Source organism: Paenibacillus ihuae (assembly GCF_001368795.1).
Lineage (GTDB): Bacteria > Bacillota > Bacilli > Paenibacillales > Paenibacillaceae > Paenibacillus_AQ > Paenibacillus_AQ ihuae.
This window is the reverse complement of record NZ_LN831198.1, coordinates 212620-223040: the sequence shown is the minus strand read 5'-3', so window position 1 is coordinate 223040 and position 10421 is coordinate 212620. Positions and strand designations below refer to the sequence as shown.

The window sequence follows — 10421 nt, the reverse complement described above, 5'->3', positions numbered from 1 at the left end:
CTTAAGCGATTCGCCGTCAGTTACGATGGCCGGGTCCAGCGAGGCTGAGTCGCCGCCGCGTCCCAGAATCAATGTGTCCTGTACGGATGCTGCTGCATCCGGAGAGCTTTCCGGTGCGGTGGTTGCCGCTGCATTGGAACCCGCAGTTGCTTCTGTGCCGGCATTGTTGTTATTACCTCCGCAGCCACTTAGTGTCAAAACAGCCCCAAGAGTTACTGCCAGTGCAAGACTACTCCATTTCTTCATCTCTAGAAAAGCTCCCTTCTATCATTAAATGTATTAAAGCGTTTATATGGAGCTGCAGCAAAGTGCAGCCATATACCAAATCCACTTCCTTTACTCACGGCCATTACCGTTCACGATGAATACGAAGGATCATTCTGGGTGGAGTTTTCTGTATAAAATGAACTCTAGCTTCACCCTTCCGGCATCATTCGCAGGCTGCGGGGAATGTTTGGACTTCCGGCCGCTGTTAGGTTTGGATTTCCCAATTTTAACCGCATTTCGCGGTAGAAATCCAAACCTAAAGGCGGACGCATTCGCTCCTACAGTTCCAAACTTCCCCTCCGCTGCTTTTGCCTCCAATCATACCTACCGTTCATCTTATATTGATGTGGTTGTTAGTCTTCTAAGCTAGCCGGACATTCGCCTCTCCGTCATAGAGATGGCAGGCTGTCAAATGTCCTGCTCCGGTCTCAAGCAGCGGCGGCCTTACATTCCGGCATACATCCATCACCCGCGGACACCGGGTGTTAAAAGCACAGCCTACCGGCGCATTGGCCGGGCTCGGCACTTCACCCTGCAGAATTACCCGTTCCTTACGGATATCCGGATCCGGTTCGGGAACCGCCGAGAGCAGCGCCTGTGTATAAGGATGCTGCGGTTCGTCATACAGCTTATACTTATCCGTAACTTCCACGATCCGTCCCAGGTACATTACAGCAACCCGGTCGCAGATGTGCTTCACTACGCTAAGATCATGGGCAATAAATATGTAGGTCAATCCGAATTCCCGCTGTAAATCCTGCATCAGATTGATCACCTGTGACTGGATGGAAACATCCAGTGCAGACACCGGTTCGTCGGCGATAATCAGTTTAGGCTGCAGAGCCAGTGCCCTGGCAATCCCGATCCGCTGGCGTTGTCCGCCTGAGAATTGATGCGGATACCGCTGCAGATGCGCCTTGGCAAGACCAACAACGTCTGCCAGCCTCTCCACGGCAGCCCTCCGCTGCTTAGCATCGCCTACACCGTGAACGATCATCGGCTCTTCCAGAATCCGCTGCACCGTATTTCGCGGATCCAGTGAGGAAAACGGATCCTGAAACACAATCTGCATTTCCCGGCGGCGCCTGCGCATTTCTTCCATCGACAATTTCGTGATGTCTTGCCCTTCAAACCAGATTTCGCCTGCTGTCGGCTCTATCAGCCGCAGCAGCGAACGCCCGGTTGTCGATTTGCCGCAGCCGCTCTCCCCTACCAGACCAAAGGTTTCGCCTTTGTTTACCGAGAACGAGATATCATCTACAGCTTTGATGAAGCCCTGCGTTTTATTGAAGAATCCTTTGTTGATCGGATAATACTTTTTGAGGTTCTTAACCTCAAGCAGGCTTTCGCTCATACCACTGCCTCCTCCTGACTGACTTCATGCAGCCAGCATCTGCAGCTATGCTGCTCCTCCTGCAGGGTAAGCTGCGGAAGCGATTCACGGCAGACCTCCATAACATTTGCACAACGGGGAGCGAACCGGCAGCCCTGCATCTCTGTGCTGAGAATCGGCACATTGCCGGGGATGGAATACAGCCGCTCCCGGGTCTCATTCATCCGCGGTACGGACTCTATCAGGCCACGGGTGTACGGATGCAGCGGATTCTTGAAAATATCACGTACGCTGCCCTGTTCAACCACCTTGCCTGCATACATTACGGCAACCCGGTGGCACATCTCTGCAACGACGCCAAGATCGTGGGTAATCAGCATCACCGCTGTTCCCTGTTCTTCGTTCAAACGACGGATCAGATCCAGAATCTGCGCTTGAATGGTTACATCCAGCGCCGTAGTCGGTTCATCGGCAATCAGCAGCTCCGGACTGCAGGATATCGACATCGCGATCATTACCCGCTGGCGCATGCCCCCTGACAATTGATGCGGATACTCATCAATAATAGCCTCTGGACGGGGAATCCCCACTTTGCGCAGCATCTCGACCGCATGCTCCCGCGCTTCTTTTTTGGACAAGCCGCGGTGCAGCCGCACTGTTTCGATAATTTGCTGCCCCACTGTAAACAGCGGGTTGAGCGAGGTCATTGGCTCCTGAAAAATCATCGATACGGAATCACCACGGATTTTACGCATCTCTTTTTCCTTAAGCGGGACGATATCCCGACCTTTTAATAGGATACGGCCGCCCACAATCTTCCCGGGCGGGTTCGGAACCAGCTTCAGGATGGACAACGAGGTTACACTTTTACCGCAACCGGATTCGCCAACCACGCCGAGGACCTCCCCGGGATTGATGTACAGGTCAACGCCGTCAACGGCAGGCACTTCACCGCGGTCGGTAAAAAAATGGGTATGCAAATCCTCAATTTTCAGAATTGGCTGGATCATGATGAACCCTCTTTCTACTAAAAATTGAACAAAGGTCAAATGGGAGGATAAAAAACCCTTAAAAAGTAAGATATTATAACCCAAACCTGACATCAAATGATATTAAATTCGGGTTTAATCAACATAGTTGTTATTTAATGTATAACATTACTATAGAAATCTATAGTAGACAAGAAAAACTTGTAGGTTTAAATAACCCGATGAACTTAGTGGGTTTAATAACGGTGAAACAGGAATAATTCCTGTAACATCCTACGTCATTTGTATAACATTAGCCAACTTTCCATATGGTATTTCAACACGTCCCGGTAATACAACGGCTCCAATATTTCCGCTTCCTCCTCGAACCCCATGATCCAGCGGACAAAACCGATATCTTGTTCGATAGCTACTTTAAAGTGCAGGCAGCAGTTCTGGCGGTCCACTTTACTGGGTTTTACCATCAGCTCTTCGTATTTGATTCTGTCCATCATCCGTTCGGAAAACCTGATTCTGAACTCTATCTGCAGGCTGTCCGGATCAAGGCTCCATTTCTGCGACATAAAGGACTGTAAATCAAACCGTTCCTTTGAAAACCAGTTATTCAGCACGGTAACATTGGAAAAACCGTTAACATGAAAAGCCCGGATCCTCCCAAACCTGTGGCATAAGCCGATCACATAAATCCGGTTCTCCAGCGGAACAAGGCAGTACGGATCAATCTGTAGCCCTCTTTCCTCATTTGCATTTTCGCAATAGTCCGCCTGGAAGCTTTTTTGTTTCATCACAGCGGACAATATTTCCGTTAAAAAAGCCGATTGCTCAATCGCCATTGGACTCCGTTCCGTCCAAGGATTCCCGGCTTCTTTTGTGACGCTTTCCATTTTTTCTTCCCTTTCTACATTCTGCTTATATTGTACAGCCATTATTTTCTCATAGGCATTTTCAAATTCAATCGGCAGCATAGGCTTGATGTCTTTCATCACATTACGCAGCTGGGAAAATGCAGCCGTCTCATTATCCGTCAGATCTAAAGGATACAATGCAAAATTACCGATAAACGCATATCCCTTCCCATGTCCCATATGGGTAATCGGGATATGCATTGCGCTTAGCGCGTCCATATCCCGATATATCGTTCTTTCACTGTTGCCGCAGCGTTCCGCCAGCTCACGTGCCAGGATTCCAGGTTTAGCTTGCACTAGTGTGATAATGCGCATCAGCCGGATTAATCGGTCTGTCATTTTTCAATTCCCCTTGATATATGGTAAAATAGACCCATTATTTTAAATGAATTAGTTATATATATCTACAACTAATAATGAAATAACCGAATTAAGATAATATAATAGAACTATTTTACTACATTACCACACATATATATTACATGATCTGTTAAATGATCGAGAAAGAGCGTTTGGGTTGTGCTATTATGTATGTTTCAGTTCATTCCAACTGATAATCTGCTTCGTTCCACCCCTTCACTATGTCCAGCTGAGTTAAGCTTCGAGCTGTCTATACACCATCTCCGCCTCCTTCACCAGCTGCATATCACCAGAGCGCGCCGCCAGCAGCAGCAGTTTATCTGCCTGTCTCCGCAATTTCTCGGACAGTGCCGGGTCCGCGTTACACGTACGCTGCATAGCTGCTTCCTCCAGTACTTTCACCGTTCTCAGCAGCTCCATATGCTTCTCAACATGAAAGCTGCTGGCATTACCCAGCACATCGGTATGATGCGTATATTCCAGTCCCAGCTTTTGCAGCGGAAGCTCTCTTATCCGCTCCACAGGAGGTTGTCTGTATTGCCATTGCAGCCAGAGTGCTTCATGAATTCCAGCAGTCATGGCTTCGGTTTTAAATTCAAGACAGATGTATTTGCGTGACCCTGAATGGATCTTACCCAGCTTCAGAAGCAGTGATCTTCCTTCTCCTGCTTCAGTGATGCAGCCATAAGCTCCTGTAAATGTCATGTGGGCTTCAAGCCATATGCGCAGCTCGATTTCCCGGGCAAGCAGTTTGCGGCTCTTCTTGCGAATCTCCTCACGCGGAGTAAGACCCTTCCATTCCACAAGCAACACTAAACTCTGGGGAACTCCTGCAAAAACACGGTTGCGGCTCCATGTAAATATGGGCTGGATACTTGCTTGCATATTTCCACCTCTTTCTTTTTTTGGTTCTTCTATTAATGTACCAATAATGGCGGACAACTCCTTGTCATGGAATGTATGTTCGCATCTATAATATCGACAAAAAAAGAGGCAATCTACTTTAAAAGTTGATTGCCTCTTTGCTAAATATGACTTTTTGTCTAAACGTGACGAAATGAATGATTCCTACCTGCCGCCTTTTTGTCTCTGCAAACGTTCCTGTCTGAAAAAATATCCCAGAGACCACTTCGCGCAAAGGAATGAAAAAAGAAAGAAGACCACTGCCCAGAATATTGCGGGCAAAGGCGTTAATCCGGCTAAATTAGACGCATCACCTGCCCGGGACGGAGAGAACAGTGAAGCAGACAGGAGATACAGCGTACCGGTTACAGATTCCTCCAGGGTCAGAAAAGCCAGAAACAGATAGTAATATTTGCTTGCCTTGGGCCACAGGAACACCATCGCCAGATTGAGTGCGATCAAACCGCTGAGCCACAGTATACCGAAGGCGCCTCTCACATACAGCACCAGCATAATCAAAGCCACAGCAGCAGACAGAAGCAGACCCCAACGCACACGTCCCCTACTGTACAAATAAAACAGCAGCAGGGCGAATAAGGAGGCAAGCGGATAGCCTGACAATGACACCAGCACCGGTCTAAGACCGGCTTCAACCGCAGAATACGTCACACCGCTGTGATCCGCATACAGCTCGATCCTCAGCACATCACCTGAGAGAAGCAGGGTCATCAGCGCATGCCCGAATTCATGAAACATCGTATCCAGATTGCGGAATAGCGATGAAAATGGAATAAAGCGTGTCAATAGCGCCGACCCTACCAGAAACAGCAGCGTTTTCAGCCATTTATTCATATCCTCAGCCCCTTCCCGTTCAAAGTATACGTTATATTCCTGCTGCAAGGTAGTCAAAATGAAACCTGCCAGTCCGCAGTGCTGTATTACTCTATGGTTACTGCTGTCATCGGCAGGGTAAAAATGCTTAAGTCTTGGCGGCCGTAAGTAACACGGTGATCTTCCACCAGGCGCCAAATGATGTCAAACTTCATTCGTTGATGAATGCCTATAAATGCTGCTCTATGTTAAAATAAGAGCAGGTTGAACCTATACAGGCGGTGAAAAAGATGAACAGAAAAAAACACTTATCAAACTTATGGATGAAGCTGCTTGGTTCGGCTCTTCTGCTGCTTGGAATTTCCGCTTGCGTCCCCGCACCGGCAGCAGAAGCCAATTATTTCAGTGATTTATATAAAGGCTTGCAGAACTTCTCAGAACTGCCCGGTGAAGTGAATCAATTGCAGGAAAACTACCAGGAGACAGTTGAGGAGCTACAGCAGACCAAAGATGAGCTCAGTGAGACAGTAGACGTGCTGGGACAGACCCAGGAGCAAATGGAAGCATACCGTTCCCAGAACGAGGCCCTGCAGGAGCAGAACCGCCAGTTAAGCCTGGTGGTTGACGAACTGAAAAATGACCGCACTGCGCGGGAGAACTACTATAACCGGATAAAGGTTACGTTGATTACCGGATTCGCCCTTATCCTTGGTTATTTCCTGATTATCCGGCTGCTGCGCTTTACCATGCGCCACCGCTCAAGAAGAGGGGATCGGTTGCGCTAGCAGCCTGGAATCTCTCTAATATGAAGGAGTGTGTTCTATGAACGTCGATGTCCAGGATGAAGGCGACAGCGGGAGCGGACAGGCCGTTGCTTTTACTGTCGGGGAGAATGAAGAGGTTCATGTGCTGCATCCCCAGCAAATTATCGCCTATCAGGGGCCCTCATCAGGACGGGCAGACCGCCTAATGGACGTCAAAGGCATGTACCGCAAGCGCAAGCTGATCCGTTCGGATATTTCCGGCCCCTGCCGGTTTGTGGCAGCACTGCCTCCCGGCTTCCGGGTCAAGACCTTGCAGCTGAACGGGAAAAGCGATCTGCTCTATGATTTCAGGCATCTCTTCTTCTACAGTAAGGGAATTACGATGCAGACGCGGGTGCTGAGCATGAAGAATATGCTGGTTACCCGCGACATTGTCAAAGTCAAATTTGCCGGCCGCGGGAGCATCGGTATACTGACGGAAGGAACGGTGTGTGAAGCCGAGCTTCATCCCTCCGATCCGCTCTACGTCGATGCAGGCAGTCTTATAGCGTATCCGGAGAATGCCAAGCTTGAGCTGACCGTTTACGGCAATCATCTGGCCAGCCAGCATATGAGCTATCACTGGAAGATGACAGGGCATGGACCTGTGCTGTTTCAAGCCGGACGCCAGAGCCGCCGCTTTGAGCGGGACAATAACGAGGACGGTATTGTTAAACGGTTTCTGCGCGAGGCGCTGCCGTTTGGTGGTGTATTTATCAAATAAACTTGTCAGAGAGAAGTACCAGAACAAGTATAAGCGAAGCTCCACTTATACATTGTGATATTTAAACATAAGAGTGCCCGTGCGGTTATCGCACGGGCACTCTTATGCTACTGCAACCCATACACAGGCTTGCAGTTCTAGCGTTCAGTTAATTTTTGGCCTTAAGCCAGATAAGCGTTCAGCATCCAGGCATGCTTCTCAACACTGCTTCTGATGCCAATCAGCAGATCAGCAGTCGGTTGATCACTAAGTTCTTCCGCAGCCAGGGTGGCGCTCTTCAGCTCTTCGGCGACAAGTGCGAAGTCTTTAACGAGCTGGGCAACCATTTCTTTGGGGCTTTCGCCGCCGGCAGCTTCCTTCAGCTCTGACAGGGCCAAATATTGTGCCATCGTAGAGGCCGGCTTACCGCCGATAGCGAGCAACCGCTCAGCCAGGTCGTCCACATATGTGGCTGCTTCAGTATAGAGTTCTTCGAATTTGGCATGCAGAGTGAAAAATTGTGCTCCGCTAACATACCAGTGGTAGTGATGCAATTTCACCCCAAGCAGGCTCCAGTTCGCGGTTTGGCGGTTCAAAGCTGCGTGCAGTTCTGTCTGGTTCTTTACGTGAGTACTCATTCTAAATAACCTCCTATAGTTTAATTATATATTGTTTATTGTATTTAGACTTGTTCTAAATCTATATACAATATAACATAAATATCGCTTTTCTGCAAGCATTTCACGATTTTGTTGCTGCAAATTCTAGCATACCTCCTTTTAGAAACCTGTTATTTGCGTCACATTATGCTAAATGCGCCTATATTGACACAAATCACCTACTATGGAATAAAACATTACATAATTGGCATATTTGTTACACCGGAGGAATATATGTTTCCGCTGCTTTGCCTTTTCCGCTCCGGAAAAACGCCCGCATCTCCTCACGTTTAGCCTTAGGACTCAGCACATAAACGGTATCCCCGGGGAGAATCACGGTGCTGCCGTGCGGTGTAACGATTCCCTTATTGCGGATGATCGCCGTAAATAGAATGTCATCCGGTAAATTCAGCTGCGCTATCTGCATTCCGGCAATAGGCATACTTGACTCAATCCCGATATGATTGAATTCGGAATCCGTTTTGCCGAGCGCAACCAGCTCCATAAGCGACGGCTGTGCCGCTTCATCACTACCCACCAGCTTTAATCTGGAAGCCAGCGGGGAGATGGTTGTCCCCTGAATAACAGCCGATGTCAGGACAACGAAGAAAACCACATTAAAAAACATCCGCCCCTCAGGAAGCCCGGCCAGAAGCGGGTAGGTAGCCAGTACGATCGGCACCGCGCCGCGCAGACCTGCCCAGGATAACAATGTCTTCTCACGGACTGAAAACTTGGCAAAGAGCAGGCTTAGAAATACCCCGACAGGCCGGGCCACGAGCATCAGAATAACAGACAGCAGCAGCCCCTGCCAGGCTATCTCAGAGAGCTCCTGAGGGAATACAAGCAGACCGAGCAGGATAAACATAGCAATCTGCATCATCCAGGCGAACCCGTGATTGAAATTCGTAATGGTCCGGTGGTACATCAGTTCTGAATTGCCAAGTGTCAATCCCATCACAAAAACGGCGAGCAATCCGCTGCTGTGCACAAGCGTCGAAACGCCGTAGGTCAATACAGCAAATCCTATCGCCAGCACCGGATACAGTCCGGTGGAATCCAAATTGATTCTATTGATTGAATATACAGCCAGCTTGCCAATCAGAATCCCCATCAGGAGTCCGATCCCCATCTCCCAGACAAAGGACAGCAGCATGCTCCATATTGCCGTGTCCGGATGTTCAATCCATTCGATCAGGGATACCGTCAGAAATACAGCCATCGGATCATTGCTTCCGGACTCTGCCTCCAGTGTGGAGGTCAGGCGCTTGTCAATATTTTTGCCGCCGAGAACGGAAAAAACAGCAGCTGCATCCGTTGAACCGACGATTGCCCCGAACAGAAGGCTTTCTGCCCACGGCACTCCGAGCACGAACCTGGCGAACACCCCTACAATGGCAGTCGTCAGGAGCACCCCGATCGTGGCCAGGGACAATGCGGAAGCCATAACCGGCCGAATATCCTTTATGCTGGTCTGCATTCCTCCTTCGAATAAAATGACCACAAGGGCAAATATTCCGGCAATTTGAGTTAGAGATACATTATTAAAATATACAAAATGACTGAGCACCATCCCTACCAAGATAAAAAGCACCAGCGCCGGCATCCCGAATCGTGTCGAGAATTTGGTTGATAGCACTCCAATCAGCAGAAGAACCGCGAGCAATAAGATGACACTGTCCGCTAAATGAGTCATTTTCCGCATCTCCCCCCTGTTCTATTAGTAAAATGCTTACCTCTGTTCCAGCGTTATTACGTTATTAACCCTTAAATGCTTTTTTTGAGACAAGCGGTCCACACTGCATTTAGAATGCACAAACTCTGTAGCATCATACATCCATCCGTGTATTGAACTTCCCTAAGACGGAAGATTCCCCCCAACGCAAAAAACCCGGCCATGAATATAGCTGGGTCTCCTTATTAAGCAGCATTTCTCTGCCATCAAGCGTATTATTCTCTTGAGTAAACCAGCATCTCCTGAATGGACCAGTAGTTACCGCCGGAACCCGTCTGCAAAATTCTGATATAGCGGGTTTTTACTTGGGAAAAGATAATCCTGGTGCTGTTCAGCTGCCCTTTCCCTCTAACCATAAGCTTCCAATTCGCCGCATCACTAGATACATATAGCTCATAACCACGCGGATAGTCATAGGAGGACAATGAATAGTCCAGCTCTACAGCCTCCACCGCATGCTCTTTGCCTAGGTCAATCTGAAAGTATTCTCCCGAGGCCTGATGTTTGCCGGTATCCCAGCGTGTACGCCGGTCTCCGTCTATCGCACTTGACGGATTCGAGGCTTCGGTATTGACATTGGACGACACTTTCCATTCGGTCCGGTCAAGCGGAACCAAGCCAGTAGCCGTAATCTGTACTTTCTCAGACATAACACCTGAACCTGCAACTCTTACCGCATACGTATAAAGCGTACCTTCCTGCAGCCTGCTGTCGATGTATCCGGTTTCTTGAATTCCTGTAGCAATAACCTTCAGATCCCCACCGGAGCCGTCGGCCCGGAGCACTTCATAACTTGCTCCGGGGGCCTCCAGCCAGCTCAGTTTCATGGATAATCCTTTAATTGCTGCGGCTTTGAAGCCTTGCGGCGCCGCATCCGCTACCTCTGAGGAGGGCTGCAGAATATACTGCACTGCCTCCCCCGGGGCGAGGGTC

General features: G+C 49.0%; 10 protein-coding genes and 1 pseudogene. 2 read left to right on the top strand and 9 right to left on the bottom strand.

The features are described 5' to 3' along the window. The 6 genes and pseudogenes from AQR02_RS33290 to AQR02_RS00945 all read right to left on the bottom strand — a co-directional run. A pseudogene (locus AQR02_RS33290) lies at positions 1 to 246 on the bottom strand (ABC transporter substrate-binding protein); the annotation flags it as partial. A gap of 382 nt (positions 247 to 628) precedes the next feature. Continuing rightward, entirely contained in the window at positions 629 to 1621 is a 993-nt protein-coding gene (locus AQR02_RS00965; RefSeq protein ID WP_054938994.1) for an ABC transporter ATP-binding protein, read from the bottom strand. Beyond that, complete coding sequence (locus tag AQR02_RS00960; RefSeq protein WP_054938993.1) at positions 1618 to 2610, bottom strand: ABC transporter ATP-binding protein; 993 nt, start codon at positions 2608 to 2610, stop codon at positions 1618 to 1620. The genes AQR02_RS00965 and AQR02_RS00960 overlap by 4 nt, the downstream gene beginning before the upstream one ends. A gap of 257 nt (positions 2611 to 2867) precedes the next feature. Next, a complete protein-coding gene (locus AQR02_RS00955; RefSeq protein ID WP_054938992.1) occupies positions 2868 to 3833 on the bottom strand; it encodes a helix-turn-helix transcriptional regulator in 966 nt (321 codons plus the stop codon). Positions 3834 to 4088: 255 nt separating this feature from the next. Then, positions 4089 to 4739, bottom strand: a complete 651-nt coding sequence (locus tag AQR02_RS00950) for a hypothetical protein (RefSeq protein WP_054938991.1) — start codon at positions 4737 to 4739, stop codon at positions 4089 to 4091. A gap of 183 nt (positions 4740 to 4922) precedes the next feature. Further along, positions 4923 to 5609, bottom strand: a complete 687-nt coding sequence (locus tag AQR02_RS00945) for a M50 family metallopeptidase (protein WP_054941941.1) — start codon at positions 5607 to 5609, stop codon at positions 4923 to 4925. 269 nt (positions 5610 to 5878) lie between these two features. Between AQR02_RS00945 and AQR02_RS00940 the strand changes: the two genes are divergently transcribed. Further along, positions 5879 to 6373 carry a hypothetical protein gene (locus tag AQR02_RS00940; RefSeq protein WP_054938990.1) on the top strand — a complete coding sequence of 165 codons (495 nt, stop codon included), beginning with the start codon at positions 5879 to 5881 and terminating at the stop codon, positions 6371 to 6373. Between the two features lie 37 nt (positions 6374 to 6410). Then, positions 6411 to 7115, top strand: coding sequence for an AIM24 family protein (locus tag AQR02_RS00935; RefSeq protein WP_054938989.1), 705 nt, complete (start codon positions 6411 to 6413; stop codon positions 7113 to 7115). A gap of 161 nt (positions 7116 to 7276) precedes the next feature. Here the strand turns inward: AQR02_RS00935 and AQR02_RS00930 are convergent, their stop codons facing one another. The 3 genes from AQR02_RS00930 to AQR02_RS33285 form a co-directional block, all read right to left on the bottom strand. Continuing rightward, the gene (locus tag AQR02_RS00930) at positions 7277 to 7732 is read right to left on the bottom strand and encodes a Dps family protein (RefSeq protein ID WP_054938988.1); all 456 of its coding nucleotides are present in this window, start codon (positions 7730 to 7732) and stop codon (positions 7277 to 7279) included. A gap of 238 nt (positions 7733 to 7970) precedes the next feature. Then, positions 7971 to 9449 carry a potassium/proton antiporter gene (locus AQR02_RS00925; protein WP_054938987.1) on the bottom strand — a complete coding sequence of 493 codons (1479 nt, stop codon included), beginning with the start codon at positions 9447 to 9449 and terminating at the stop codon, positions 7971 to 7973. Positions 9450 to 9703: 254 nt separating this feature from the next. After that, on the bottom strand, positions 9704 to 10421 hold a 718-nt coding region (locus AQR02_RS33285; protein WP_245237017.1), incomplete at its 5' end, for a discoidin domain-containing protein.

What these genes read in the sequence shown, in the direction of transcription:
- AQR02_RS00965 (WP_054938994.1), bottom strand. Translation starts at nt 1,621, where the DNA reads ATGAGCGAAAGCCTGCTTGAGGTTAAGAACCTCAAAAAGTATTATCCG.
- AQR02_RS00960 (WP_054938993.1), bottom strand. Translation starts at nt 2,610, where the DNA reads ATGATCCAGCCAATTCTGAAAATTGAGGATTTGCATACCCATTTTTTT.
- AQR02_RS00955 (WP_054938992.1), bottom strand. Translation starts at nt 3,833, where the DNA reads ATGACAGACCGATTAATCCGGCTGATGCGCATTATCACACTAGTGCAA.
- AQR02_RS00950 (WP_054938991.1), bottom strand. Translation starts at nt 4,739, where the DNA reads ATGCAAGCAAGTATCCAGCCCATATTTACATGGAGCCGCAACCGTGTT.
- AQR02_RS00945 (WP_054941941.1), bottom strand. Translation starts at nt 5,609, where the DNA reads ATGAATAAATGGCTGAAAACGCTGCTGTTTCTGGTAGGGTCGGCGCTA.
- AQR02_RS00940 (WP_054938990.1), top strand. Translation starts at nt 5,879, where the DNA reads ATGAACAGAAAAAAACACTTATCAAACTTATGGATGAAGCTGCTTGGT.
- AQR02_RS00935 (WP_054938989.1), top strand. Translation starts at nt 6,411, where the DNA reads ATGAACGTCGATGTCCAGGATGAAGGCGACAGCGGGAGCGGACAGGCC.
- AQR02_RS00930 (WP_054938988.1), bottom strand. Translation starts at nt 7,732, where the DNA reads ATGAGTACTCACGTAAAGAACCAGACAGAACTGCACGCAGCTTTGAAC.
- AQR02_RS00925 (WP_054938987.1), bottom strand. Translation starts at nt 9,449, where the DNA reads ATGACTCATTTAGCGGACAGTGTCATCTTATTGCTCGCGGTTCTTCTG.